At 65.4% G+C, this 26,462-nt stretch carries 22 protein-coding genes and 1 tRNA gene; 11 read left to right on the forward strand and 12 right to left on the reverse strand.

Annotation, left to right across the window (positions count from 1 at the left end):
- Positions 1–203 precede the first annotated feature (203 nt).
- Together J1C49_RS05830 and J1C49_RS05835 are read right to left on the reverse strand one after the other, a co-directional pair.
- Entirely contained in the window at positions 204–902 is a 699-nt protein-coding gene (locus tag J1C49_RS05830; protein ID WP_227444873.1) for a response regulator transcription factor, read from the reverse strand.
- Entirely contained in the window at positions 899–2,812 is a 1,914-nt protein-coding gene (locus J1C49_RS05835) for a PAS-domain containing protein (protein ID WP_227444874.1), read from the reverse strand. Before J1C49_RS05835 ends, J1C49_RS05830 begins: the two co-directional genes overlap by 4 nt.
- A gap of 242 nt (positions 2,813–3,054) precedes the next feature.
- On the opposite strand from J1C49_RS05835, the gene J1C49_RS05840 reads away from it, so the two are divergent.
- Positions 3,055–5,019 (forward strand): AMP-binding protein, encoded by a 1,965-nt coding sequence (locus J1C49_RS05840; protein WP_227444875.1) that lies wholly within the window; start codon positions 3,055–3,057, stop codon positions 5,017–5,019.
- 140 nt (positions 5,020–5,159) lie between these two features.
- Here the strand turns inward: J1C49_RS05840 and J1C49_RS05845 are convergent, their stop codons facing one another.
- The gene (locus J1C49_RS05845; RefSeq protein ID WP_227444876.1) at positions 5,160–5,324 is read right to left on the reverse strand and encodes a hypothetical protein; all 165 of its coding nucleotides are present in this window, start codon (positions 5,322–5,324) and stop codon (positions 5,160–5,162) included.
- Positions 5,325–5,497: 173 nt separating this feature from the next.
- Between J1C49_RS05845 and J1C49_RS05850 the strand changes: the two genes are divergently transcribed.
- From J1C49_RS05850 to J1C49_RS05880, 7 genes are all read left to right on the forward strand, one after another.
- Complete coding sequence (locus J1C49_RS05850) at positions 5,498–6,313, forward strand: ABC transporter ATP-binding protein (RefSeq protein ID WP_227444877.1); 816 nt, start codon at positions 5,498–5,500, stop codon at positions 6,311–6,313.
- 126 nt (positions 6,314–6,439) lie between these two features.
- Positions 6,440–7,393: a branched-chain amino acid ABC transporter permease gene (locus J1C49_RS05855; protein ID WP_227444878.1), complete on the forward strand. Its 954-nt coding sequence runs from the start codon at positions 6,440–6,442 to the stop codon at positions 7,391–7,393.
- 155 nt (positions 7,394–7,548) lie between these two features.
- Positions 7,549–7,812, forward strand: a complete 264-nt coding sequence (locus J1C49_RS05860) for a hypothetical protein (protein WP_227444879.1) — start codon at positions 7,549–7,551, stop codon at positions 7,810–7,812.
- Between the two features lie 168 nt (positions 7,813–7,980).
- A complete protein-coding gene (locus J1C49_RS05865) occupies positions 7,981–9,057 on the forward strand; it encodes a branched-chain amino acid ABC transporter permease (RefSeq protein ID WP_227444880.1) in 1,077 nt (358 codons plus the stop codon).
- Between the two features lie 112 nt (positions 9,058–9,169).
- Complete coding sequence (locus tag J1C49_RS05870) at positions 9,170–10,468, forward strand: ABC transporter substrate-binding protein (protein ID WP_227444881.1); 1,299 nt, start codon at positions 9,170–9,172, stop codon at positions 10,466–10,468.
- Positions 10,469–11,041: 573 nt separating this feature from the next.
- Positions 11,042–11,890: an ABC transporter ATP-binding protein gene (locus J1C49_RS05875; protein ID WP_227444882.1), complete on the forward strand. Its 849-nt coding sequence runs from the start codon at positions 11,042–11,044 to the stop codon at positions 11,888–11,890.
- A complete protein-coding gene (locus J1C49_RS05880; protein WP_227444883.1) occupies positions 11,887–12,870 on the forward strand; it encodes an App1 family protein in 984 nt (327 codons plus the stop codon). The genes J1C49_RS05875 and J1C49_RS05880 overlap by 4 nt, the downstream gene beginning before the upstream one ends.
- A 158-nt stretch (positions 12,871–13,028) precedes the next feature.
- On the opposite strand, the gene J1C49_RS05885 is transcribed toward J1C49_RS05880, so the two are convergent.
- On the reverse strand, positions 13,029–13,847 hold the full coding sequence (locus tag J1C49_RS05885; protein ID WP_227444884.1) for a hypothetical protein: 819 nt from the start codon (positions 13,845–13,847) through the stop codon (positions 13,029–13,031).
- A gap of 146 nt (positions 13,848–13,993) precedes the next feature.
- Here J1C49_RS05885 and J1C49_RS05890 point away from each other — a divergent pair, with 146 nt between their 5' ends.
- Positions 13,994–15,187, forward strand: a complete 1,194-nt coding sequence (locus J1C49_RS05890; RefSeq protein ID WP_227444885.1) for a phenylacetate--CoA ligase family protein — start codon at positions 13,994–13,996, stop codon at positions 15,185–15,187.
- Positions 15,188–15,547: 360 nt separating this feature from the next.
- The gene (locus J1C49_RS05895) at positions 15,548–17,401 is read left to right on the forward strand and encodes a peptidoglycan-binding protein (protein WP_227444886.1); all 1,854 of its coding nucleotides are present in this window, start codon (positions 15,548–15,550) and stop codon (positions 17,399–17,401) included.
- A 336-nt stretch (positions 17,402–17,737) separates the two neighbouring features.
- Here the strand turns inward: J1C49_RS05895 and ykgO are convergent, their stop codons facing one another.
- Positions 17,738–17,863 (reverse strand): type B 50S ribosomal protein L36, encoded by a 126-nt coding sequence (gene ykgO, locus J1C49_RS05900; RefSeq protein WP_007792261.1) that lies wholly within the window; start codon positions 17,861–17,863, stop codon positions 17,738–17,740.
- Positions 17,864–17,949: 86 nt separating this feature from the next.
- Positions 17,950–18,024, reverse strand: a tRNA-Val gene (locus J1C49_RS05905).
- A gap of 197 nt (positions 18,025–18,221) precedes the next feature.
- On the opposite strand from J1C49_RS05905, the gene J1C49_RS05910 reads away from it, so the two are divergent.
- Positions 18,222–19,082 (forward strand): N-formylglutamate amidohydrolase, encoded by an 861-nt coding sequence (locus tag J1C49_RS05910; protein ID WP_227444887.1) that lies wholly within the window; start codon positions 18,222–18,224, stop codon positions 19,080–19,082.
- Positions 19,083–19,443: 361 nt separating this feature from the next.
- Here the strand turns inward: J1C49_RS05910 and lpxK are convergent, their stop codons facing one another.
- The 6 genes from lpxK to thrC form a co-directional block, all read right to left on the reverse strand.
- Positions 19,444–20,442: a tetraacyldisaccharide 4'-kinase gene (gene lpxK, locus J1C49_RS05915; RefSeq protein WP_227444888.1), complete on the reverse strand. Its 999-nt coding sequence runs from the start codon at positions 20,440–20,442 to the stop codon at positions 19,444–19,446.
- A complete protein-coding gene (locus J1C49_RS05920; protein ID WP_227444889.1) occupies positions 20,442–21,674 on the reverse strand; it encodes a 3-deoxy-D-manno-octulosonic acid transferase in 1,233 nt (410 codons plus the stop codon). Before J1C49_RS05920 ends, lpxK begins: the two co-directional genes overlap by 1 nt.
- A 440-nt stretch (positions 21,675–22,114) precedes the next feature.
- The gene (locus J1C49_RS05925; RefSeq protein WP_227444906.1) at positions 22,115–22,960 is read right to left on the reverse strand and encodes an MBL fold metallo-hydrolase; all 846 of its coding nucleotides are present in this window, start codon (positions 22,958–22,960) and stop codon (positions 22,115–22,117) included.
- A 266-nt stretch (positions 22,961–23,226) separates the two neighbouring features.
- The gene (locus tag J1C49_RS05930; protein ID WP_227444890.1) at positions 23,227–23,811 is read right to left on the reverse strand and encodes a GNAT family N-acetyltransferase; all 585 of its coding nucleotides are present in this window, start codon (positions 23,809–23,811) and stop codon (positions 23,227–23,229) included.
- Positions 23,811–25,076 carry a pitrilysin family protein gene (locus J1C49_RS05935; protein WP_227444891.1) on the reverse strand — a complete coding sequence of 422 codons (1,266 nt, stop codon included), beginning with the start codon at positions 25,074–25,076 and terminating at the stop codon, positions 23,811–23,813. Before J1C49_RS05935 ends, J1C49_RS05930 begins: the two co-directional genes overlap by 1 nt.
- The gene (thrC, locus tag J1C49_RS05940; RefSeq protein WP_227444892.1) at positions 25,073–26,458 is read right to left on the reverse strand and encodes a threonine synthase; all 1,386 of its coding nucleotides are present in this window, start codon (positions 26,456–26,458) and stop codon (positions 25,073–25,075) included. Before thrC ends, J1C49_RS05935 begins: the two co-directional genes overlap by 4 nt.
- Between the last annotated feature and the right edge of the window lie 4 nt (positions 26,459–26,462).

Raw genomic sequence — 26,462 nt, forward strand, 5'->3', positions numbered from 1 at the left:
CGTGTGACCGGCGCGGCGGATGCGGCCGCGCCTTCTGCGCGCGCAGCGCGGCCCATCGGTAGTCGGTTCGCGGGCCGGATGCCACCGCGAAAATTGGCGGCGGGGATGTGTCCGCCCAACGGTTTGCGTCCGTCGGGACCACGCCGTGCGCGGCGGGCACGTGGCCGGGTCAGCCGAAAGTGGCAACCTGCTCGATCCGGCGCTCACTCCCAGTGCACATCGCCCAGAAAGATGTAGCCCGCGCCATAGATCGTCTTGATCAGGCGCGGATTTTTTGGGTCTTCGCGCAGCTTGGTGCGCAGCCGCGAAATGCGCACATCCATCGCCCGGTCGAAGCTCTCGCCTGCCGCGCCGCCAAGCGTTTCCTGCATCTGCACCCGGCTGATCAGCCGTTTCGGGCTTTCCAGAAAGAGCCGCAAGACCTCGCCCTCGGCATGGCTGAACGGCGTTTCCGTGCCGCTTTCATCTTCGAGTGCATAGCGGTCGAAATGGGCAACCCACCCGTTGAACCGCGCGGTATCGGAGCTGGTCGCCCCGCGTTTCGGGCTGCGGAGCCGTGCACGGATGCGCGCCACAACCTCGGCGGGTTCGAACGGTTTGATGATGTAGTCATCCGCCCCGAGTTCGAGCCCGGTGACGCGGTCCTGCACCTGCGCGCGCCCGGAGATGATGATGATCGTGGCGCCCTGTTCCAGCGCCAGCCGATGCACCAGCGCAAGCCCGTCTCGGTCAGGCAAGCCCAGATCCACAAGGCATACGTCGGGCGTGGCCCGGCGCAGCGCGGCCTCGAATTCGGTGGCGCGCCCGAAACACAGGGTCCGGAAGCCGGCTTCCGTGAGCGCATCCGACAGCATTTCACGGATGGCCGGTTCGTCGTCCAGAATGGTGACAAGCGCGCTCATGCGGCGGCCTCCGTGGTCAACCCCAGAAAGGCTTCGAGCCCGTCCGCATCGAAAGGTTTGGTCAGCACCGGGACCCGTGCGCGCGCCTCTGCCAGCAAGGCATCGCCCTCGGGCAGCGAGGTCATCAGGCGCACCGGCAGGTCCGGCAGCCGATCAAGAAGGTCGACACCGGTTTCGACCCCTTCCAGCGAGATATCGGACAGGACAAGCGCAATGTCGGGCAGCCCGTCGGCCAGCAAGCAGGCTTCGGCGACAGACGAGGCCTCGACCACGGAATACCCCATCCCAGTCAGCATCTCGCGCACAGTGGCGCGCAGGTCGTCGCTGTCTTCCACCAGAAGCACCAGCCCGGTCCGGGGCAGCGTGTCGGCGCGGCGCAACGGCAGGCGCAGCGTTACGCAGGCGCCGCTGTCGGTATTGGAGAGCCTTGCCTCGCCGCCGGCCAGCTTTGTCATGTCATAGACCATCGCAAGCCCGAGCCCGGAGCCTTCGCCGCCCTTGGTGGTAAAGAACGGATCCAGACCGCGCGCCAGCCCTTCGCGGGAAAACCCCGGGCCGGTGTCGCACACGGTGATTTCAAGCCATGTCTCGCGCAGTTCGCGCGCCATGATGGTGATGCGGCCAGCCGGGCCGTCCGCACCGGATTGCCCCTTGGAAACACAGGCGTCGCGGGCATTCAGGATCAGATTGAGCAGGCTGTCCTGCGTCAGCCCGGTATCGAGAAGCAGCGGCCCGTTGGTCAGATCCTGCGTTTCCAGCGTGATACCGACGGGCAGGGAGGGCACCGCAAGCGTGCGAAGATCGCTCAACAGCGCCGAAAGCCGCACCGGTTCGGGGCGCCAGTGCCTTTGTCCGGTGATGTCGGCGATCCGCCCCAGCAATGTGCCGCCACGCCGGGCGGCCTGTAGCGTCGCGGTGATGAGCGGTTCTGCTTCCGGCCCTGGTTTGAGCTTGGCCAGCTTCGATTGCATCCCGAGGATGATGGTCAGGAGGTTGGAGAAATCATGCGCAAGACCGGAAGTCAGCTGCGCCGCCATTTCCCGGCGCCGGGTCTGTTGCAAGGCGGCGCGCGTCTGGGTCTCCAGCGTGACATCCTGACTGAGAATATAGACGCCCGGCTCCAGCGGATCGGGAGTGAAGACGGCGCGGATACGCCGGGATGAGACGTCATCGGTGAATTCGAACGTGCTCTGCTCACCGGCCATGGCGCGTTCGAGATAGGGGCGCACCCGCTCGTATGCCGGACCGAGCGCCTCGGCAATATGCCGGCCCAGTAGCCGCGACGGGCGACCGGGCATGACCGCGCCAAGCTTGCGGTTGGAGAAGGTGTAGCGCCCTTCGGCATCGACGCGCGCGATATGGGCGGGCATCATTTCCGTGGTGGTGCGGGTGCGGGCCTCGATCTCGCGCAGCTCGCGTTGCGCCTCTTCGAGGGCGGCGACGGTCGCGGCAAGCTGGCGGTTGGTGCTGGCCAGCTCCTCGGAGCGTTTGAGCACTTGCTCCGAGAGCAGTTCGGAGCGCGTGCGCAGAAGGCTTTCCTGGGCCTTGATCCCGGTGATGTCGGTGTAGACCGTGACCCAACCGCCTTGCGCAAGCGGCGCGCCTTCGACGGAGATCACCCGGCCGTTGGAGCGGGTGCGTTCCATGTAATGCGGCTCGAAGGCCAGCGCGGTTTCGACCCGCGCCCGGATGAAGGCCTCGATATCGTCGACTTGCCCGTATTCGCCCCGTGTGACGAGATGCCGGATCGTGTCCTCGAAGGCGGAACCGGGCGTGGTCAGGGCTTCGGGCAGGTCGAACATTTCGGCAAAGCGCGCGTTGCACGCGGCCAGCCGCAGGTCGCTGTCATAGATCGTCAGAGCCTGTCCGATCAGGTTCAGACCGGCCTGGATGAGCGCGGTGTTGGACACTCTGTTCGCCTCCCTCGTGGTATGGGCGTAGCACCGGATCGGCCGCGCGCAAAGCCAATCCGCTGCGCCGTTACAATTCGTAAGATTTTAGAAAAGTTCAGGTAAAAGTTGACCTCGAGGATCAGGACTGGCCAACATGACGCCAAGAATCGCGAAAAGCGGTCATGGTCAGGGGCCGGTCCTTGGACCGGAGATCAGGGTCGGCTTTGATGGCGGGCTCAGGGGAGGAAAATTTGGTGCACATGTCTGATGGCGCAGAAGGTCTGCGCTCCGTTCCCGCATTGCTTGAGCGCAACGCGCGACAGTTCGGCGACAGCCCGGCCTATCGCGAAAAGGAGTTCGGGATCTGGCAAAGCTGGACCTGGGCCGAGACCGCTGAAGAGATCGAGGCTCTGGCGCTTGGGCTTATCAACCTCGGCGTGAACGAGGGCGATTACATCGCCGTGATCGGTCGCAATCGTCCGTCGCTCTATTGGTCCATGGTCGCCGCGCAGATGGTCGGCGCGATCCCCGTGCCGCTCTACCAGGACGCGGTTGCAGAGGAGATGCGCTACGTGCTGGGTCATTGCGGCGCGCGCTTCGTGATTGCCGCGGATCAGGAGCAGGTCGACAAGGTCATCGAGATCCAGGAGGATCTGCACCAGTTCGAACACATGATCTATGTCGATCCGCGCGGCCTGCGGAAATATGACCACACGCAGCTGCACCAGTATTCCCATATTCAGGCGCAGGGGCGCGCGGCGCATGACGAGCTGATCGGTGAGCTTGGCCGCCGCCGGGCGAACCCGAGCTACGACGACACCTGCGTGATGCTTTACACCTCCGGGACAACGGGCAAGCCCAAAGGGGTGGTGCTGTCGAACCGCAACATCATCGAGAGCGCGAAATCAGCGTCGGAATTCGACAATTTGCGCCGCGACGACGAGGTTCTGGCTTATTTGCCGATGGCGTGGGTCGGCGATTTCATCTTTTCCATCGGGCAGGCGTACTGGACCGGGTTCTGCGTCAATTGTCCCGAAAGCGCCGACACGCTGATGACCGATTTGCGCGAGATTGCGCCAACCTATTACTTTGCGCCGCCGCGTGTGTTCGAGACGCAGCTGACGCAGATCATGATCCGGATGGAGGACGCCTCGCCCACCAAGCAAAAGCTGTTCCACCATTTTATGGAACATGCGCGCCGGGTCGGTCCGAAGATCCTCGATGGCGAAGCGGTCAGCTTTGGGGACCGGATGAAATACCGGCTGGGCGAGTTCTTGGTCTACGGACCGTTGAAGAACGCGATGGGCTTTTCCAAGGTGCGCGTCGGCTACACGGCCGGTGAAGCGATTGGCCCGGAAATCTTTGATTTCTATCGCTCTTTGGGGATCAACCTGAAGCAGCTCTACGGGCAGACGGAAGCGTCGGTCTTCATCACCGTGCAGCCCGATGGCGAAGTGCGCTCGGATACGGTCGGCGTGCCCGCGCCGGGTGTCGAGTTGAAGATCGCGGAGAATGGCGAGGTGTTCTATCGCTCTCCGGGGGTGTTCGTCGAGTATTACAAGAATGCCGAAAGCACGGCCGACACCAAGGACGCCGAAGGCTGGGTCGCCACGGGGGATGCGGGCTTCATCGAGGAAGGCTCCGGGCATCTACGGATCATCGACCGCGCCAAGGATGTCGGGAAGATGGCGACCGGCGCGATGTTTGCGCCCAAATACGTGGAGAACAAGCTCAAGTTCTATCCCAACATCCTTGAGGCCGTTGTCTTTGGTGCGGGGCGGGATCGGTGCACCGCGTTTATCAATATCGACCTGACGGCGGTCGGCAACTGGGCGGAGCGCAACAACATCGCCTATGCCTCCTACCAGGAGCTGGCCGGTCACCCGCGGGTGCTGGAAACGATCCAGAGCCATATCGAGGAGGTCAATGTGAGCGTTGCGGAGGACCCGATGCTGTCCGGATGCCAGGTGCACAGGTTCTTGATATTGCACAAGGAATTGGATGCGGATGATGGCGAGATGACCCGGACGCGCAAGGTGCGCCGCAAGGTAATCGGCGAGAAGTTCGAGGATCTTGTGAACGCGCTCTATGACGGGTCCGACAGCGTCTATACGGAGACCGAGGTCACGTATGAAGACGGGCGCAAAGGCAAGATTTCCGCGACGCTGCAGATCCGTGACGCGAAAGTTGTGCCGGTCAACGCCAAGCCGATGGCCGCGGAATGACACAAATGACCCGCGATGACCTTGGTTGGAAGCGCGCGGCGCGCCATGCGCCGTTTCAGGGCAACGGCCTCAGCGACCGTCAGGCCCATGGCCACAGCAAACGTCAAAGCCCCGGACAAGCGGCCGCGCAACGTCAGGGATCAGAACGCATAGACGCTCCGGATGGCGGATTTGACGCGCTCATGATCCGCCTGCATGGCCGGGTCGTGGAGCATGGCGCGCGCGGTTTCGAACACGGTTCGACCACGCAGGCGGTGCTTGCGGGCGATGGCAACGAGGAAATCGAACGGTGTTGGCTCTGGCATGGAATCGCACCTGTTTCGAAGGGTGAGACCCAGCCTGCCATCAAAAGGTTAAGGCCGTGCAAACGCGGGGCAAATACTCACTTGGCCGGGCGCCCGGTTGCAACCGCGCGGCACGGTGGTCGCCCGGTCCTCCGGGAGGCGTTTTCAGGCACGATGACTCGAGGACGGAGCGCATGAAGGACACCGCTGGATACGTGACCGCGGACGGGCGCCAGATTGGCGGCACGCTCATGGAGATGCGTAACATTACCCTTAAATTCGGGGGGGTTACGGCGATCTCGGATATCTCCTTTGATATCCACGAAGGCGAGATTCGGGCTATCATCGGTCCGAACGGGGCCGGCAAATCCTCGATGCTCAACATCATCTCGGGATTCTATACACCGACCATCGGCGAGGTCTGGTACAAGGGCGAAAAGCGCCCGCCGATGAAGCCGTTCGAGGTGGCGCGGATGGGCGTGGCGCGGACCTTCCAGAACATCGCGCTGTTCGAGGGGATGACGGTGCTCGACAACGTCATGACCGGGCGCCTGACACATATGAAGTCGTCGATCCTGAGCCAGGCGCTCTGGTATGGGAAGGCCCAGCAGGAAGAAATGGAAAACCGTGAAATCGTCGAGAAAGTCATTGATTTTCTTGAGATTCAACGCATCCGCAAGACGCCCGTGGGGCGTTTGCCATACGGGTTGAAGAAGCGGGTGGAGCTGGCGCGGGCGCTGGCGGCAGAGCCGTCGATCCTTCTGCTGGACGAGCCGATGGCGGGCATGAATGTGGAGGAAAAAGAGGACATGAGCCGCTTTATCCTTGATGTGAATGACGAATTCGGCACGACGATCTGTTTGATCGAGCACGATATGGGCGTGGTCATGGACCTTTCGGACCGGGTTGTCGTGATGGATTACGGCAAGAAGATCGGCGACGGCACGCCGCAGGAGGTGCGCGCCGATCAGGCTGTGATCGACGCCTATCTCGGGGTGCCGCATGAGTGATTTCGGGCTCAAATCGGGGATGCACAACCCATGCACATTCCATGCACAACCCATGCGCATGATCTGTGTCCCCCTGTTGGATCCGCGCGGGGCCTTGAGAGCGCGCAGACATATTGAGGGAGCGACATGTTAGCCGATATCTTCATCAATCCGTGGATCGACATGGTCGAGGCACCGGATTTCCTGTTGCAGGTGCTCTGGGAGGGGCTGGTTTCGGGCATTCTCTATGCGCTGATTGCGCTGGGGTTTGTCCTGATCTTCCGGTCGAGCCGGATCTTCAACTTCGCGCAGGGCATCATGGTGGTGTTTGCCGCCCTCACGCTTGTGGGGTTGCATGCTTACGGGGTGCCGGCGTGGATCGCGGTGGCGCTGACGCTGGGGGTGATGTTCATCCTTGCGGTCACGATCGAGCGGGTGGTTCTGCGCCCGCTGGTGGGGCAGCCCGACATCATCCTGTTCATGGCAACCATCGGGATCACGCTGTTCCTCATCGGCTTCGGGGAGATCATCTTCGGCGGCGAGAACAAGCAGATGATTTCGGCCGAGCTTGGCATCCCGACGGGTGACACGGTGCTGGAGCCTTGGGGCGGTCTGTTGATCCTGCAGCATCTCGACATCACGGTGGTGATTGTCGCGACGCTTCTGGTCGCCGCACTGCTGGCGTTCCTCAACTTCACGCAGATGGGCCGGGCGATCCGGGCGCTGGGGGATGACCATCAGGCGGCGTTGTCGGTGGGGATCTCGCTTCAGACGATCTGGGTGCTCGTGTGGTTCATCGCGGGGATCATCGCGCTGGTCACGGGCATTGCCTGGGGCGCGCGGGCCGGGGTCTCCTTCGCTTTGGAAGTGATCGCCTACAAGGCGCTGCCGGTGCTCATGCTGGGCGGGCTTGAGAGCATCACCGGCGCGATTGTCGGCGGATTGATGATCGGGATCCTCGAAAAGCTGTTCGAGATCTATTGGGGTCAGCCGCTTCTTGGCGGGAACACGGAGACATGGTTTGCCTTTGTGCTGGCGTTGATCGTGCTGTTGTTCCGCCCGCAAGGTCTCTTCGGGGAACGGATCATCGAAAGAGTTTAGGACAGCCCCCCGCGTCAGGCGGGGGGCGCCACGGGCCCGACAGGGCAGACGCACACAAGGGTGGCGCGCGGTCATGGCGCGCGACACTTAAGACCGGAGAGACCGCGTGCCGGGGTCGGGGCAGAAACCCGCCCCACGCGGCAAGGAGAGAGCCGATGGCGAAACTGATGGCAATCCTCAACGTGGTGGCGTGGTCGGGCTTCTGGGCCTTTGGCTATCTGGCGGTCACGGCGGATCCCGGGGCGGTTGGCAGCATGGTGACGGCGGTGATCCTCGCGGCGGTTGGAGCAGCGCTCGGCCTGTGGGCGTGGTTGTGGATCGTGCGCCATGCCGAGGAGACGGGCTATGCACCGGCGGTGCGCCGCGCGCGGATTGATGAAGACGCGGACCAGGAGCCGTGGCGCGGCACGACCGGTTGAGAAACGGGCCGCGGGCCGGGACGGTTGCGGACCAGACGCCCCCGGCCGGGGGCGGAGAGTGGATGACGGGAGACGGGACCGCGCCAGGCGGGCCCGCCCCGAGGACAGGGCGGTCGCCGGGTCGGGATGCAATCCGGCCGGTGCGGGTGTGAGAGGGAAAGAAACCAGATGCTTTACAGAACAGCCGGACAGTTCAAGACGTCCTATCAGGCGGACCAGGCCCTTTTCCCGGTCAAGCAGGATGCGTTCCTGCTTGGGGTCATCCTGCTTCTTGCCTGGGTGATCCTGCCCATGGTGGCCTCGGAGTTCGTCTTTCAGGCGCTGCTGATCCCGGTGCTGATCTTTTCGCTGGCGGCGCTGGGTCTGAACATCCTGACCGGTTTTGCCGGGCAGCTGTCGCTCGGCACCGGCGCTTTCATGGGGGTCGGGGCCTATGCGTGCTACAAGATGGTATCGATCTTTCCGGAGATGAACCTGATCGTTGCGATCCTTCTGTCGGGCTTCTTCAGCGCCGCGATCGGCGTGGCCTTCGGCATTCCGAGCTTGCGGATCAAGGGCTTCTACCTCGCGATTGCCACGCTGGCGGCGCAGTTCTTCCTTGTCTGGCTCTTCGAGAAATGGGCCTGGCTCTACAACTACAACGCGTCCGGCGCGATCCAGGTGCCGAACCTCGACATCTTCGGCATCTTCGTGAGCGGACCGCAGGCGGCCTCCATCACCGAATACTACGTGGTGCTCTTTGTGGTGAGCCTGCTGACGATGGTCTGCATCAATCTCACGCGCGGCACCCTCGGGCGGACATGGAAGGCGACGCGCGACATGGACATCGCGGCGGAGCTGATCGGGATCAACCTGATGAAATCCAAGCTCACCGCCTTCGCGATCTCCTCTTACATCGTGGGTGTAGCCGGGGCGCTTTACGTTTTCCTGTGGAAGGGTGCGGCGGAGCCGAATGCCTTTGACATCCCGCTGTCCTTCCAGGTGCTGTTTATCGCGATCATCGGCGGACTCGGGTCGGTGCTGGGCAATTACCTCGGGGCGATCCTGATCGTCGGATTGCCGGTGGTGCTCAACCTCGTGCCGAACGCGCTGGGGATTTCGATCAACTCGGCCATGGTGGAACATCTCAACGTGATGATCGTCGGTGGCTTGATCGTGTTCTTTCTGATCGTGGAGCCGCACGGGCTCAACCAGCTCTGGCGACTGATCCGCGAGAAACTCATCATCTGGCCTTTCCCCCACTAGGGGATGGCGGAACAGGTCCGGAACCGGGCCAACCGGTCCGGCGCGCGCCACTGGACGCGCGCGGGACCCAAGGGCAAGAATAAGCGACACAGATTTCCAAGGGAGGAAACCAATGAACCACTTCACCAAACTGGCCGCAGCCACGCTGCTTGCGGGCGTCACCGCGGGAGCGGCCATGGCGCAGGAGCTTTATGCGCCGAACCTCAGCTACCGCACGGGGCCGTTTGCGGCGACGGGCATTCCGCTGATGAACGGTCAGGCGGACTATCTCGCGATGCTCAACGCACGCGACGGCGGCATCGGCGGCGTGCCGATCAACGCCGAAGAGTGTGAAACCGGCTATTCCACCGAGAAGGGCGTGGAATGCTACGAAAAGACCAAGGGCGCGGCGATCGTGACCCAGCCGTGGTCCACGGGCATCACGCTTCAGGTGCTGCCGAAGACAAATGTCGACAATATTCCGATCCTGGCGCCGGGCTACGGCTTCTCGCCGATGGCGGATGGCACCGTGTTCCAGTGGGCGTTCAACATGCCGGCGGGCTACTGGGACGCGGCGGACATGATCGTGCAATACATGGAGAGCGAAGGGTCGCTTGACGGCAAGAAGGTGGCCTTCCTGCATCTCGACCACCCGTTCGGCAAGGAGCCGCTCCCGGTTCTTGAAATGCATGCCGAGTCCAAGGGTTTCGAGCTGGTGCCGATCCCGGTTGGTCTTAAGGAAATGCAGAACCAGTCCGCGCAGTGGTTGCAGATCCGCCGCGAGCGTCCCGACTACGTCGTGATGTGGGGCTGGGGTGCGATGAACGCCGGTGCAATCACCGAAGCGGTCAAGACCAAGTTCCCGATGGACAAGTTCATCGGTGTCTGGTGGTCCGGCCATGACGCCGACCTCAAGATCGTCGGTGAGGACGGCGCTGGCTACAAGTCGATCAGCTGGTCCTTCCCGAACATGGACGCGCCGGTGATGGCGGCCATCAAGGAGCACGTGATCGACGCGGGCAACACCATGTCCAACGAAGAAGAGATGCAGGGCGTGTTCTACAGCCGTGGCGTCGTGATCTCCGCGATCCTCGCGGAAGGCATTGCCACCGCGCAGGCGGAATATGGCACCGCCGAGATCAATGCCGAGCAGCTTCGTTGGGGTCTTGAGAACATCAACATGACCGAGGAGCGCATTTCCGAGCTGGGTCTTGATGGCATGGTGCCGCCGTTCTCCACGTCCTGTGCCAACCACACCGGGCATTCCGGTGGCTGGATGCTGGAATGGGATGGCGAGAAATTCGTCAAGGCGTCGGACCTGCTGCAGGCCGATGTGGCGGGCTACCAGGCGCTGCTGGCCGAGAAGGCGGCGGAATACGCGGAAAGCAACGCACCGTGGCCGACAAATGAGAGCTGCAGCGCGATGAACTGATCGCGCCACATCCTCCGGCGGCGCGGGCCGTCGCCGGAGGACTTCGCCCTTGGGTCGGCGCGGGCAGTTCGGGCGCGCCCGGAGCGACACCCGGATCGACGGGGCGGGAAGAAACCAGGGTGGGTGTTTTTTGGAAAGCCGCGGTGGGTTGCGGCGGTTTTTCAAAAAACCGATCCGAAGCGGGGCGGGACCAAGACCGGTTCGGGCTCTCTGCGGCAGCGCCGCCGGCATGGCGCAGGGGGCGAAGCGGCTGGACGATCCGGGGGGTCGTCTGGCGCTACGGGAGGGCAGGATTTTTGCGGTGGCTTGGCACACCGGCTGTGGCCGGCGGCGGACCACCGGCGCGGCGTCCGGGCGCCAGTGCGAGGGCCAAGTGGGGCCAATGTGGCGCGGCGGGCGGCACAGGCCCGCCGGGCGTGGCGATGGTCCACCGGATCGGGCCGGCCGCGCGGGAGCGGAGTGACATCGGCGGGACCGACACGGGATCGGGACCGCAGGCGACGGGACAAGGATTGAGGATGGCACGCGGATGGGAAGCCGGCGCGGGTCTCTGACAGAAAGGACGGAAAAGCCATGCTGGATGCAGCGGATACGGCCAGGGCGGGCGCGGCGGAGACCGGCGACGCGCTGTTGGAAGTCAACAATGTCGAGGTGATCTACAATCATGTGATCCTCGTGCTCAAGGGCGTGTCGCTCACCGTGCGCAAGGGGGGGATCACCGCGCTTCTGGGCGGAAATGGGGCGGGCAAGACCACCACGCTCAAGGCAATTTCCAACCTGCTGCATTCCGAGCGGGGCGAGGTCACGAAAGGCTCGATCCTCTACAAGGGCGAGCGGGTTCAGGATCTTGATCCGGCGGCCCTTGTGAAGCGCGGGGTGATCCAGGTGATGGAGGGGCGGCATTGTTTCCCGCATCTCACCGTCGAGGAGAACCTCCTGACCGGGGCCTACACGCGGAGCGACGGCAAGGGCGCGGTCGCCGCGGATCTGGATCTGGTCTACAACTACTTCCCGCGGCTCAAGGAACGGCGCAAATCCATGGCGGGCTACACCTCCGGCGGTGAGCAGCAAATGACCGCCGTGGGCCGCGCGCTCATGTCCCGGCCAGAGACGATCCTTCTGGACGAGCCGTCCATGGGGCTTGCGCCGCAGCTGGTGGAACAGATTTTCGAGATCGTGAAGTCGATCAACGAGAACGAGGGCGTGAGTTTCCTTCTGGCCGAACAGAACACCAACGTGGCGCTGCGCTATGCCCATCAGGGCTACATCCTTGAGAATGGCCGCGTGGTGATGGAAGGCCGGGCCGAGGATCTGCGTGAAAACGCGGATGTGAAGGAATTCTACCTTGGCATGTCCGACGAGGGCCGCAAGTCGTTCCGCGACGTGCGCTCCTATCGTCGCCGCAAGCGTTGGCTGGCATGAGCGGTTTCGCAGCCTCAGTGGAGCGCGCGGTGGAGGCCGCATTGCGCCGGGACGGTCCGCCGATCCTCGTGCCGTATTGCGGCTATGCGGAGGAAGAGGCGCTGGTCCTTATTGGCCGGGTCGTCTCGGCCGTGCGGCGCGATGCGCCCGACCCGGATCAGTCGCGCTGGGTCAACTTCAAACAGATGGCGTCGCTCTTCCTGACGTCGGAAGTGGGCGATGTGCCTGTGACCGCGCGTAGCGTGACGGAAACCACCGATGCGGAGGGCTACGTGACCCTGCGCGTGCCGCGCCCGAAAAAGGCGGAAGGCTGGGTCACGGTGCCTGCCAGTATCAAGGGCAGCGCGGATGCGCCGGTCGAGATGCGCGCGCTTGTGCCCCGTGCCGATGCGGCTTTCGGCGTGATTTCCGATATTGACGACACGATGATGCAGACCGGCGCGCATAACCTTGCGCGCAACCTCTGGACCACCTTCACCGGCAATGCGCTGACGCGGCGGGTCTTTCCGGATGCGCTGGACCTGATGGAACGGCTCTCCGAGGCCGGGCGCAATCCGGTTTTCTATGTCAGCTCCAGCCCGTGGAACCTGCACAGTTTCCTCAACAAGGTGTTCGACCGCGCCGGGCTTCCGGAGGGGCCGATGTTCCTGCGCGATCTCGGGGTGAGCGGGAGCAGCGTGATCGGGGCCTCGCATCGGGACCACAAGGGACAGGCGGTGGACCGGATCATTGCCGCCAACCCGGCGCTGAATTTCTACCTGCTCGGCGATACCGGACAGAAGGATGCGCTTGTCTATCGCGATGCGGTCAAGCGCTATCCGGGTCGGATCAAGGCGGTGATCCTGCGCGAGCCGGTCAAGGGATCGGCGCGCGACAGCCTCTCGGCCCTGCTGGAGATCGAGGCGATGGGCGTGCCGACCCATTATGCGCGCAGCTTTGCCAACCTGCCGCGCCGTGTGGCGCCGCCAGACGGGGCGTGACCGGGATGCGGCGCGGGGGACAGGACGGCGCGACGCATGGCGCCGGTCGGGCGCTGACGCGGCCCTTGGCGCGGCCCGGTCGTGCGGCACCGCGGGCGGTCAGGCGCGCGGCGCGGCCAGGATACCGCGCGACACCTGCCCGCATGCGGGCTGCGGGGTCAGGAGACGGTTTCGCGCATCTCCGCGATGCGCTCCAGCGCCTCGGCGCGGGTGTTGCGCAGGTTGGGATTGAAGTCCTGGCTTTCGGCGCGCAGGCGGATATCCGCAGCGGTTTCGGAGCCGGGTGCATAGCGCACCGAGCCCAGCGAATGGGCGACGTTCAACCGCTTGCCCCGATACGCATAGCGCACCCATGCGGCCGGTTCGATGCTGCAGCCTTCGTAATTGACCACGAAAAACCATTTCTCGCGGCCCGTTCCGGCGATCCGGGTTTCGATATGGTCATAGAAGTCATCCACGTCGCGGGCGTGGTGGAACGTGAAATGCGAGAAATCCACGTCCATCAGTTCGGCAGCTTCGTCAAAGCGGATCCGACGCCGGAAATCGGCCTCGGTATAGCTCGGGTCGTGGCGGATGCGCGCCCGGCGCTTGGAGGGCAGCGTGGCCAGACGGGACAGCGCATCGGCGCGGTTGGTGAAGAGATTGGGGTCGAAGGCCTCGGTATCGGCTGCGCGTTTGATCTGGGCCGCGGTTTCGGGAGAGGCGTCGTAGCGCACGGACCCCATGGAATGCGCCATGTTCAGCGCCCGACCGCGACGCGCATAGGCCACCCATGCGGAGCTGTCGATGCGCAGTCCATCGAGGTTGACGAGGAAGAACCATTGGTCTTCGCCAGTGGCGCTGATGCGTTCCTCGATCCGGTCATAGAAGCGGTTCACGGAGGCGGAACTGTCGAAGGTGACCTTCGAAAAGTCGACCTCCATGATCTGGCGATCGGCATGAAAGACGATACGCGGGTCTATCGCGCTGAATGGCATGGACTGTCCTCCCCTGACTGTGCCGGATCTCTGGATACCAATTTGGATCAGACCGGCCTTGTTCTGGATCAAATCTTCCAGGCTCGGCGCGGTTTTGCCGACAGGACGATGAAGACGACCCCTGCGGGTCATGAAAGGAGCGCGCCATGAGCGGGTATTTCGACGATCTTGAGACGCGGAGCGCGGATGCCCGTGAGGCCGCGCAACTTGCGGCGTTCAACAGCCTGCGCGCCGCGCGCGGAGAGGCGCCGCTGGCCGATCTCGGGGCTTTGGCGACATTGCCGGTGCTGCGCAAATCCGAGCTTGTGGCGCGCCAGGCCGAGCAGCCGCCTTTTGGCGGGCTGCCGGTGTCCAACGTCGCGCATGTGTTTCAAAGCCCTGGCCCGATCTATGAGCCGGGCGGGGTCAGCCATGACTGGTGGCGTATGGGGCGGTTCCTCAAGGCCTGCGGGATCGGGCCAGGCGACATTGTGCAGAATTGTTTCGGGTATCACCTCACGCCGGCGGGCATGATCTTCGAGAGCGGCGCGCGCGCGGTGGGCGCAACGGTTCTTCCGGCGGGCACGGGCCAGACCGAATTGCAGGTGCGCGCGGCCAAGGACGTGGGTGTCACGGCCTATGCGGGCACGCCGGATTTCCTCAAGGTGATTCTCGAGAAGGCCGACGAGATGGGCGTGTCGCTTGGCATCACGCGGGCCGGTGTCGGTGGCGGGGCGCTCTTTCCGAGCCTGCGTGCGTGGTATGCGGAGCGGGGCATCACCTGTTTGCAGTGTTATGCCACCGCCGATCTGGGCAACATTGCCTATGAATCGCCGAACCCCGCCGACCCGATGGCAGCGCCGGAGGGCATGATCCTCGACGAGCATGTGATCGTGGAGATCGTGACGCCCGGCACGGGGGATCCGGTGCCGGAGGGCGAGGTCGGCGAGGTGGTGGTGACGTCGTTGAACCCCGACTATCCGTTGGTCCGGTTTGCGACCGGGGATCTGAGCGCGATCCTGCCGGGGCAGAGCGCCTGCGGGCGGACCAACACGCGCATCAAGGGCTGGATGGGGCGCGCGGACCAGACCACCAAGATCAAGGGCATGTTCGTGCGCCCCGAGCAGGTGGCCGATCTTGTGGCGCGCCACGCGGAGATCGACCGCGCGCGGGTTGTGGCGTCTCGCGCAGGCGAGCGCGATGTGATGACCGTGCGGATCGAGACGGTGGCGACGGACCCGGCGCCCTTTGCGGCGACGGTGAGCGAGGTGCTCAAGCTCAAGGGCGAGATCGAGCTCGTGTCTCCGGGGGCTTTGCCGCGGGATGGTTTGGTGATCGAGGACGCACGCAGCTACGACTGAGCGCGTTTCCCCGGCGCCACGGCTCTTGGCAGAGGGCGGCGGGGAGTATTTCTGGACAGAAGAAACCGCGACCGCGGCGCGATTCGCCGGGCGGCGATGCGGGTGTCGGAGCGGAGGCGCGCGGCCTTGGCCCGCAGCGCCGGGATGTGACGGCGCGGTTTGGGCACGCGCGACCGGTGGGTCGGCGACTGGACGGGGCGGGCGCGCCTTCGGGGGCAGGCGGGCTGCACCGGCGCGCGATGGGTCGGGTTTTTGTGGCCTGCGGGCGATTGCTAGCCGATAGCAACGGGTTGAAAGCCTTTTTCCTTGGGAGCGAGGTGTTTGGTGGTCTAGGCTCGCATCCGCAGGAGGACAGAAACCATGACCGTATCAACCAAAACCAGGGCGCTCGCACTTGGTGGGCTGCTTTTTGCAACGATGCTTCCGGGAGCGCTGATGGCGGCCGGAGATGCGCTGATCATCGGCAATGCCCGCTACGAGTCGTTGCCGCGTGTGTATGGCGCGGGCGCGATTGTCGAGGCGCGCGACGCGTTGCGGGATGCCGGCATGCAGGTCAGCGTGGCGCAGAATGCCGGGGCGGGCGACATGCGGCGGGCGTTCCGGCGGTTCGTGGACGGGTTGGAGCCCGGGAGCACGGACCCGGTCGTGATCGCGCTGGCGGGAGCTTTCGTGCATTCGGAGGCCGGCAGCTATTTGTTGCAGGCCGATCTTGGCGATGGTCAGAGCGAAGCGGTGATCTTGGTCAATGCCTTTTCGGTCGATGCGGCGCTGTCGGTGCTGGCAGGGTATCCGGGGCGGGCCTTCCTGCTTCTGGGAGAGGGTCCGGTGGAGGCCGGAGCGGGCTCGGACCGGTTTCTGGATCCGGGAATCGGGCCGTTTGCCATCCCGCAGGGGGTGACGGTGATTCGCGGTCCGGCGCAGGACATTGCCGATTATGCGCAGCGGTCGCTGCCTTTGCCGGGGCGGCGGGTGCTCAACGATGCGCGGCGTTACGAACTTGACGTGTCGGGTTTTACGCCGGTGGACCTCGTGGTGTTGCATGAAGACGATGTGGTCCGGGCGCGCGAGGAAGCGGAAGCGGCGCAGAGCGCCCTCGAACGAGAGGCCGAGGCCGCCCGGCGGGCGGCAGAGGCCGAAGCCCGCGAGGCGGCGGCACGGGCCGCGGAAGCGGCGGCCCGTGAGGAGGCGGCACGCGCCGCCGAGGCCGCCGCGCGGCAGGCCGAGGAAGAGGCGCGGCTTGGCGATGAGCGGCGGCGTCTGGACCGGGCGGCCTGGCGCACCGCCGTTCAGGCTGATTCGCAAGAAGGGTACCGCGCCTATCTCGACGCCTTCCCCGAAGGATCGAGCGCGGCACAGGCGCGACAGCGCCTGTCGGCCATCGACTCCGAGCCATTCTACCGCGAACGGCGGCGCGAGGAGGCGCTCGATCTGTCGCGCGAGGCACGCCGCAACATTCAGCGTCACCTGTCTATTCTTGGCTATGACACGCGCGGCATCGACGGGGTTTTTGGAGGCGGCACGCGCGGGGCGATTCGCAACTGGCAGGAAGCGACGGGGTTGAAGCCCACCGGCTACCTGACAGCAGATCAGATCAACCGGCTGGGCCGCGCCTCGGCGAGCCGCTCCGAAGAGCTTGAGGCCGAGGCCAAGGCACGCCAGCAGGCCTATGCGCAGCGAGACCGCGCCACCTGGCAGCGTGTCGAGGGTGTCGGCGATGAAGAGGGGCTGCGCCGTTATGTCGATGAATTCCCGGACGGGCTCTTCGCGGATCGGGCGCGCGCCATGCTGGACGATCTGGAGCGGGTGCGGGCGACGCGGGCGCAGAGCCGCGATCGCAGCGCCTGGCAGCAGGCGCGTCAGGCCGACACGATCGCCTCTTACAACGGCTATATCCAGCGCAATCCGGGCGGCGCCTTCGTATCTGCGGCGCGGTCCCGCATCGCCGAAATCGAACGGGCGCAACAAGCCAACCGCGCGCAGAATCGCGCCAAGGCCGAAGAGGACAGCCTCGATCTCAACATGACCGCCCGGAGGCTTGCCGAAGCGCGGCTCAAGCAGCTTGGGCTGGAGGTTGGCAAGGTCGACGGCACGTTTGACCGCGCAACGCGCCGGGCGATCCGCGACTACCAGCGCGCCCGGGCATTGCCTGTCTCGGGGTTCCTCGACCAGCAGACGGTGGTCCGGCTGCTTGCGGGCAGCTTGTTGATGCCCTGAGCGCAGGGGCCGGGGTCGAAACGCGCATGCAAGGGCGCGGCGAGAGCGCCGCCGCTGGCACCACGCGCCCGGCCCGGTTCCTGACCCACGGTCAGACCAGGCCCGGCACGCGGGGCGTTGGCGCGAAGAGGCGAATCATCGCTGTTCCAGCGGAATGCCGACCCCACCTAAATGGGTTTGGGACCGGCCCCCATGCGCGGGCAGGACCGGGTGCGCCGGATGCCCGCAAGGGTAGGTGCGCATGCCGAGGCGCGCGGCGTGACGATAGCAGAAACGACAAAAGCCACCCGTTGGGGTGGCTTTCTCGACAGTCCTGAACGGAACTGAAGGCGTGGATCAGCCTTGACGGGCTTTGAACCGACGCTGGGTCTTGTTGATGACATAGACCCGGCCCTTGCGGCGCACGACGCGGCAATCGCGATGGCGCTTTTTGAGCGAGCGGAGCGAATTTGCGACCTTCATGGTGGCCTCTCCTCTACTTCTCGGCGCGCGAGCGCCTGCGTTGCTTTTGCTCTACCGGGTGCCCCCGGTCAGAACGGTGAATTCCATGGTGGGCGATACTGGGATCGAACCAGTGACCCCTTCGATGTCAACGAAGTGCTCTACCGCTGAGCTAATCGCCCCTATGGCCTGCGCATGCTCCGCTTTGCCGATGCCGACCGTCTGAAAGGTCGTTATTGTCAAAGCCTGCCCCTTCCAAAGAAAGGGGCGCGGAATTCCGCGCCGGTGCGCGGTCTATAAAAGGGAATGAAACGGGGATCAAGGGCTTTTGGCGCAGGATGATTTCGGACTATGTTTCCACCCGAGGAGAGCGCCGAACATGCCCAATACAGCCTACCATCTGCTTGAGCCAGAGCACGTGACGAGCCGCGTGGTTTTTGCATCCCCCCATAGCGGGCGCGATTACCCCTGGCGGTTTCTGCGGCGCACGGTGCTTGACGAAGAGACGATCCGGAGCTCCGAAGATGCCTATGTGGACCGGCTTTTCGACTGTGCCCCCCAATTCGGTGCGCCTTTGCTGCATGCGGGCGCGCCGCGCGCCTATCTTGATCTCAACCGGGCCGCGGATGAGCTTGACCCTGCGCTGATCGAGGGCGTGCGGCGCGGTGGCCACAATCCGCGCGTCGCATCCGGCCTCGGCGTGGTGCCGCGCGTGGTTGCGGGCGGGCGGGCCATCTATCGCGGAAAGATCGCGCGCGACGAGGCCGAGGACCGTGTTGCGCGGCTCTGGCATCCCTATCATGGCAAATTGCAGGATTTGCTGGACCGCGCCCGGATACAGTTTGGCGAATCGATCCTGATCGATTGCCATTCCATGCCGCATGAAGCGGTGGAGGCGAGCGGGCGCGCGGGCTATCGCACGCCCGAGATCGTGATCGGTGACCGGTTCGGCGCCTCGGCACAGCAGGATCTCGTGGAGCGCGTGGAGGCGGCGTTTGCCGCGGCGGGTCTGCGGGTGGCCCGCAATGCGCCCTTTGCCGGCGCCTTCAGCACCCAGCATTACGGACGTCCGTCGCGCGGGCAGCATGCGATCCAGATCGAGATCGACCGCGCGCTCTATATGGACGAGCGGCGCGTGCGCCCGAACGCAAATTTCCAACGACTCAGGACCGTGCTGCGCGGCGTCATCGCGGAACTTGCAGCGCTTGGCGCACAAGAACAGCGGCTCGCGGCGGAGTAGCCGGACGGGGCGCGTCTTGGTCCCTTGGCTGGCAGCGCTTCGCGGCAGAGCTGGTCGGGCGAGGACAAAGGGCGACTATCCCGCGCCGCGCCGGAGTGCCTTTCCGGGTTTTCGTCGAAGCATGGGCCGTTTGGCGACCGTATTGTCGGCCGGTGCCGCGCGGGGGCGCATGCTGTTTCACGTCTCTTATGGTGGATGACGGGCACCATTTGTGCCGGTCGCTGTGGGACAGGGGGCAGCCCGTGCCGAGCGTCGGGCGGCGCGGTGGCGCTCGACAAATGGGTTGATCCCTGTGGCCGTTCCGCCGGAGCAGAAGGCAGCTGGCCCGTTCGCGTTCCGGACCCCCGGCGGGGCGGAGGGGTCAGGTTTTCGGCAGTGCGTCGAGCCGCGCTTGAAGCGGGCTCCAGTCCTCCACCTCGAGCCGCACCGGCAGGGTCAGCACCTTTTGTCGAAAGGATGCAGGCAGGCGGACGGCGTCTTTTTCTGTTGTCACAAGCTGGGCTCCCAAGGTCGTTGCCTCGGTTTCGAGCCGCGTCATCAGCGCGGGCGTGAGCGGCTGGTGATCGTCCAGAGCCTCGCCCCGCCGCAGGTCCGCACCCAGACTCCGCAATGTGGCAAAGAACTTCTCCGGGTGGCCGATCCCGGCAAAGGCGAGCGTCGGCAGACCCTGCCAGTCCATGCCGGTCTGGAGCGGTGCAAGTGTCCCGCGCAGCTGTGGCAGGCGCGCGGCCTCTGCGCCCCAGATCGCGTCGAACCGGGCCTGAGCCGATGCTGCCCCGATGGAGAGCAGCAGATCGCCCCGCGCGAGCCCGGGGCCGACGGGTTCGCGCAGCGGGCCTGCGGGCATCACGCGCCCATTGCCGAAGCCGGTTACCGCATCGACAACCACGATGGACAGGTCGCGCGGCAAGGCGGGGTTCTGAAACCCGTCATCGAGCACAAGGATCGAGGCGCCGGCGGCGACGGCCGCGCGGGCACCGGCGGCTCGATCGCGGGCGACCCAAACCGGGGTGAAAGCCGCAATCAGGAGCGGTTCGTCTCCGGTTTCCTCTGCGCCATGGCTGCGCGGGTCCACGGCGACCGGCCCGCGGAGCGTGCCGCCATAGCCGCGCGACACCACATGCGGGGTGTGACCCTGTGCCATGAGGTGCTGCACCAAGGCGATGACGGTTGGCGTCTTGCCGGTGCCGCCAGCGTTGATATTGCCGACGCAGATCACCGGAACAGGAGGGCGGTAATCGGGTGCACGGGCGACGCGCCGGGCGGTGAGGGCCGCGCTTAGAGCGCCCAGCGGTGCCAGCAGGCGGGCGCGCAAGCCGGGCCGGTCGGGCGGGTGGAACCAGAAGCCGGGCGGACGCATCAGGACGGCTCCGAGCGCGGTGTTTCGGCGGCGGTTCGCGATCTGTCGAGCACGTCCAGAAGTTCGGTAACGAGCCGGTCGGTCAGTGCTGCGCCGTCTGAAATGACGGTCCAGCCCGCCATGGCCATGCTCGCGGCCTGATCGGGCGCGATCAGGTGCGACACGGCGGTGCCCAACGAATCCGCGTCGCGCACGATCCGCGCGGCCCCGGCGGCCACGAGCGCGGAATAGGCGTCGAGGTGCCGCCCGACATTCGGCCCGTAGAGGATCGCCGTGCCAAGCGCTGCCGCGGAGAGCGGGTCATGACCGCCATAGCCGGGCACAAGCGATCCGCCCAGAAATCCGAGCGGCGCCGCACGATACCACAGGCCCAGTTCTTCGGGGCCCTCGGTCAGCAGGATCTGGGTGTTGTCATCGGGCAATTCGCCGTTGTCCCAGCGCGCGCAGCGGATACCGGAGGCCGCAATGATCGCGTCGATGGCCGTGGCTTCCTCGGAATTGTGCGGCACCGCGATCAACAGGAGCCTGTGGGACAGGCGCACGGCGCGCGAATGGGCCCGGAGCACGTCGCCGGTTTCGGAGGCGCGCAGATGTGCCGCGAGCCAGACCGGGCGGCCGGACAGCGTGGCGGAAAGCTCTTCGAGCGCGGCATCGGCGCAGTCCGGAGGCACCGGCGCTTCGTTGAGCGGCCCGGAGGTGCGGATCATGTCGGCGGGCAGGCCGGCGCGACGCAGGCGTCGGGCGGCTGACTGATCGATGACATGCACCGCGTCACACAGCGCCAGCGCAGCGGGCACGGGGTCGGGCAACCAGCGCGGTGCGGGCGAGTCCAGAGGCGCATCGCCGATGTCGAGGGCCAGAATATGGGTCCCATGGGCGCGCAGGGCTGCGATCAGCGCCGGGCGCACGGTTTGGCCGCACAGCAGCGCGATATCCGGGGACAGCGCCGAGACGAAGCGTTCCGCATCTGCCGGGCGGTCGGCGGGCAGGGTGACCGAAAGCCAGTCGTCTTCAGCCCGGATATTGCCGGTGCAGGCGATCACGAGGTCGGGGCTGGTCTGTTGCACCCGGGCACAGAGGCTGCTGAGCCCGCGTGAGCGGCGGTGCTCTGCGCCAACGGCGAGGATCAGCGGCCCGGGCGGGCGCGGCGGCAAGGGTGCGGGCTGATCGGAGGCGGCGTGGCTGCGCGCCCAGGCGGCATAGGCGGTGAGGCTCAGCGGGCGGACGGCCATGGCTCAGGCAGGGTCCGGCGTGGCGGCGCGACCGGCGCTGGGCTTCGGCTCGGGGGCGGACGGGCGCAGGGCGTGGAGGTGACAGGCAGCCATGGGGTCGAGGGCCTTTGCCGGTGGGGGCTTCGGGCTGAACCTAGATCAGCTTGCCCGTGACCGAAACCGAAAATCGTAGGTGAAGCGCGTGGCGCGTCATGCGGCGGGGCTGGTCATGACGGCAGGATTGGCGGCGGAGGGCGCGGGGGCGCTCGGTCGATTGGCGGCAGTGGTGGCCTGCGTGGGGAGCGGGCGGCTCTGCCTTGCAGGCGAACCGTGGCTGGGCCAGAACGGCATGCTCAAAAGGGGGCATGGCCCGCGTTTGCGCCTTTGCCAAAGGCCGCATCAACGGGCCCCGGATGGCGCGGACTGCGGCTGTGTCGGAAGCAGGGCGTGCGGCGCGGGTGTCAGTCGCGCCGGTTCCCCGCATCGCTAAGCCATTGCGGCCGCAGCACGACAACCGTGGGACGCGGTGGCAGGTTGCGCAACGAGACCTCCATTGACGGGCCATCGCGGATGTCGATCGCAAAGCTGTCCGAGATGTCTTCGAGGAACCGTCCGAGACCGAAATCCGAGAACCAGTGCATCGGAATCACCACCGAGGATTTCAGCCGGTTGATGACGGAAACCATATCTTCGACGGCCATTGTATAGCCGCCATCGACCGGCACCATGACCACATCGAGCCGCCCGAGTGCCGCGAATTGGGCGTCAGTGGGCACGTGATGCAGATGCCCGAGATGCCCGATGCACAGCCCTTCAACTTCAAACACGAAGATCGAGTTGCCCGCGTCCTCGCGACCGCCCCATTGGCTGCGGATGTCAGTGGAGACATTGCGCACGAGCATCTCCCCGAGATCGAGATGGTGGTTGATGCCCGCGCCATGGGTGTCGCCCCACCCGCGCAGCACATGCGGAATGGCGGGGTCAGGGTTGGCGGTCCAATGGGTGTCATGGGCGTGGTTCATGGTGACCACGTCGGGAATGAGCTGGGTGTTGCCGAGGAAACCGGTGAAATCCGTCGCGGCGGTCAGCCCGCCGGGGGTCTGAAGCAGGAAGGTGGCATGGGCCACGTAATGCAGGCGGACGGAAAAATCCGGAACGGGTTCGGTCCAGCTGGCCTTGTGCAGGTATTGCAGGCCGGGTGCCGCATCGGCCACGGCGATGCAATGGCTGGGGCGGCGCGTATCCTGTGCCGCAGCCGTTGTGGCCATCAGCAGGAATGCAAGCAGGGCATGGGTCAGTCGGGTCATCATGGCGCGGGCTCCGTCACGAGGCATGACGTTAGGGTAGCGCCGGACGGGCGCGGGGAAAGTGCCAATGCGCGGCAGGCGCGGGTCTGGGCGCGCGGCAAGGCGGTTGGGCGACCCCGACGCCGCTTTTGCGGGCAAGTTTGCGGCGCGCCTTGTGGCGCGGTTTCATGCTGTCGGGCTTTGGCTTGGAGACAGGCCATGCGGGTTGACGTGAGACGCGCATGCAAGGGCGCGGCGAACAAACCGCTGGGGCAGGACGCCGGCCGCTAACCCACCGTGGTGCGCCCGCGCCGGTCGGCCCTGAGCGCGGCATAGAGCACATGGGTGCGCCAGCGGCCATTGATCTGAAGATAGCTTTGCGCCACGCCTTCGTATTTGAAGCCGGATCGCTCCAGCAAGCCGCGCGACGGCACGTTCTCCGGCAGGCAGGCCGCCTCGATCCGGCTCAGCCCGAGCCGTTCAAAGGCGTGGTGGACCATCGCCTCGATGGCTTCGGACATGTAGCCCTCGCGGGCATAGGGTGCGCCGATCCAGTATCCCAGCGTACCCGCCTGTGCCGGGCCACGACGGATATTGTCCAGCGTGATCGCTCCGATCAGCGCCTGGTCCCTGCGTCGCACGAGGAAGAGCGGCACCGCCGTGCCCGAGGAGATCGAGCGCGACGCCCAATAGACCCGGTTTGTGAAAGCCCGCCGCGTCAGGTGGTCCTCTGCCCAGGAGGGCTCCCAGGGGACAAGGAAATCCCGGCTGGTCTGACGCAGCGTGGACCATGGCGTGAAATCCGCATGCACCGGCGGGCGCAGGGTGAGACGGTCCGTCTCGAGCCGTAGCTTCCGCCGGAGCATCATCATCAGGCGGCGATCCGTCGCTGTTGCAGGTCTCCCAGATCGGGCGCGGCGGAGACCGGACCATAGAGGGCGAGCGCGGCCGGAGACTCCATCACCTGCCGCGCGGCAAACGTCCGCAGGCCGTCCAGCGTCACGGCATCGATGCGCGCCACGGTCTTTTCGATCGCGGGCACTTCGCCCCAGATCTGGATCATGCGCGCCATCCGTTCGGCGCGGCTCGACGGGCTTTCCAGCCCCATCAGGAGACCGGCCTTCATCTGGGCGCGCGCGCGTTCGAGCTCCGCCATGGTCATGTCTCCGGCCGCGCGCTTCATCTCGTCGATGGTCAGTTCCGCCAGCTCGCGGATCTCCGCGCCCGACGTGCCGGCGTAGATCGTGGTCATGCCCGTATCGGAATAGGCCCCCGACTGCGCAAAGATGGTATAGCACAGGCCGCGTTTCTCGCGGATTTCCTGAAACAGCCGCGAGGACATCCCGCCCCCGAGCGCCATGGAATAGACCTGCGCGGTGTAGAACGCGTCGTCGCGATAGCCCGGCGCCTCGAAGGCCAGTGCCATATGCGCCTGTTCGAGAGCCTTTTCCCGCCTTGCCTGACCGCCCACGAACCGCGCCGGCGCGGCCGTTTTGCCGGGACGGGGCGGCAGCGCGCCAAAGAGCGCCTGTGCCTGTGCCACAATCCTGTCGTGATCCACGGCCCCGGCGGCGGAGACGATCAGCTGCTCCGGCCCGTAATGCTCCGAGACGAAGGTGGCGAGGTCGTCGCGCCCGAAGGCGGAAACCCGCGCGGTCTCGCCAAGGATCGTGCGCCCGAGCGCCTGGTTGGGGTAGGCGCTTTCCTGCAACCAATCGAAGATCACGTCATCGGGCGTATCGAGCGCCTGACCGATTTCCTGAAGGATGACGTGGCGCTCCACGTCGATTTCCTTGGGGTCAAAGACCGGGTTGAGCAGAATATCGGCAATCACGTCCAGAGCCAGCGCGGTGTCCGCTTCGAGCACGCGCGCGTAATAGGCCGTGACCTCGCGCGAGGTATAGGCATTGATATAGCCGCCCACGTCTTCGATGGTCTCGGCGATCTGCAAGGCGGAGCGCGACGTCGTGCCCTTGAAGGCCATGTGTTCGAGGAAATGCGCAATCCCGTTCTGGTCCGCGCGTTCGTGGCGGCCGCCTGCTGCGACCCAGACACCAAGAGAGGCCGATTGCATCGAGGGCATATGCTCGGTGACGATACGCAGGCCGTTGGGCAGGGTGGTCAATTGGGCTGTCACGGGGTGAGACGCTCCTCGATCAGGGTTTCAAGCGCGGTCAGGTCATTGGGCACCTGGGTGATCCGCTCTGCCCGGTCATAAAGATCCGCCATCCGATTGGGAAGGGGCGGGTGAATGCCGGTGGCGGCCTCCACCGCCGCAGGAAATTTCGCCGGGTGCGCGGTGGCCAGCGTGACCATCGGCGTCGCGCCGAGATGCTGGTTGGCCACATGCACGCCGACCGCACTGTGCGGGCAGAGCAATTCGCCGGTCTGCCTGCGGGCCGCGGCAATGGTTGCGGATGTTGTATCCTCATCGGCCATGCCGCTGTCGTAATGCGCGCGCAGCGCCGCCATGGCGTTCTCCGACACGCGGAAGCCCCCGGTCTTGAGCTCTTCCATCAAGGCCGCCACGGCCGCGCCGTCATGGTCATGGGCCCAGAACAGGGCGCGCTCGAAATTTGAACTGACCTCGATATCCATCGACGGCGAGATCGACGGGGCAACGCCGGCCTTGCGATATTCGGAGGTCTGCAGGCAGCGGTGCAGGATGTCGTTGCGGTTGGTCGCGATCACCAGCCGATCGATCGGCAGGCCCATTTCCTTGGCGATGAACCCGGCGAAGATATCGCCGAAATTGCCGGTTGGCACGGTGAAGCTGATCTTGCGATCCGGTGCGCCAAGGCTGACGGCGGAAGAGAAATAATACACCACCTGTGCCAGCACCCGCGCCCAGTTGATCGAGTTCACACCGGCAAGCCGCACCCGGTCGCGGAAGTCGAAATGGTTGAACATGTCCTTGAGCCGGGCCTGGCAATCGTCGAAATCGCCCTCCAGGGCCAGCGCGTGCACATTGGCCTCGGTCGGCGTGGTCATCTGGCGGCGCTGCACCTCCGAGACGCGGCCATGCGGGTAGAGGATGAACACATCCACATTGTCGAGCCCGCGGAAGGCCTCGATGGCGGCCGAGCCGGTGTCGCCGGAGGTGGCGCCCACAATGGTGACGCGCTCGCCCCGCGCCGCCAGCACATGCTGGAAGAGCTGGCCGATGATCTGCATGGCGAAATCCTTGAACGCCAGCGTCGGGCCGTGGAACAGCTCCAGCAGGAAATGGTTCGGCCCCAACTGGACCAGCGGCGCGCGCGCATCGTGGCCAAACCCGGCATAGGCCTTGGCAATCAGGTCCCGGAAAACCGCCGCGTCGATCTCGTCGCCGACAAAGGGCGCCATGACGCGAAAGGCGATCTCCTCGTAAGACGCGCCGCGCAGCGCGGCGATCTCGTCGACACTCAGCCGGGGCACGGTTTCGGGCACATAGAGCCCGCCATCGCGGGCAAGACCGGAAAGCATCGCGTCGGTGAAGCTGAGTGCGGGCGCCTGCCCGCGGGTGGAGATATAGCGCATGGGC

The sequence above is a fragment of the Cognatishimia sp. F0-27 genome (genome assembly GCF_020667845.1).
Classification (GTDB): Bacteria; Pseudomonadota; Alphaproteobacteria; order Rhodobacterales; family Rhodobacteraceae; genus JAFMPQ01.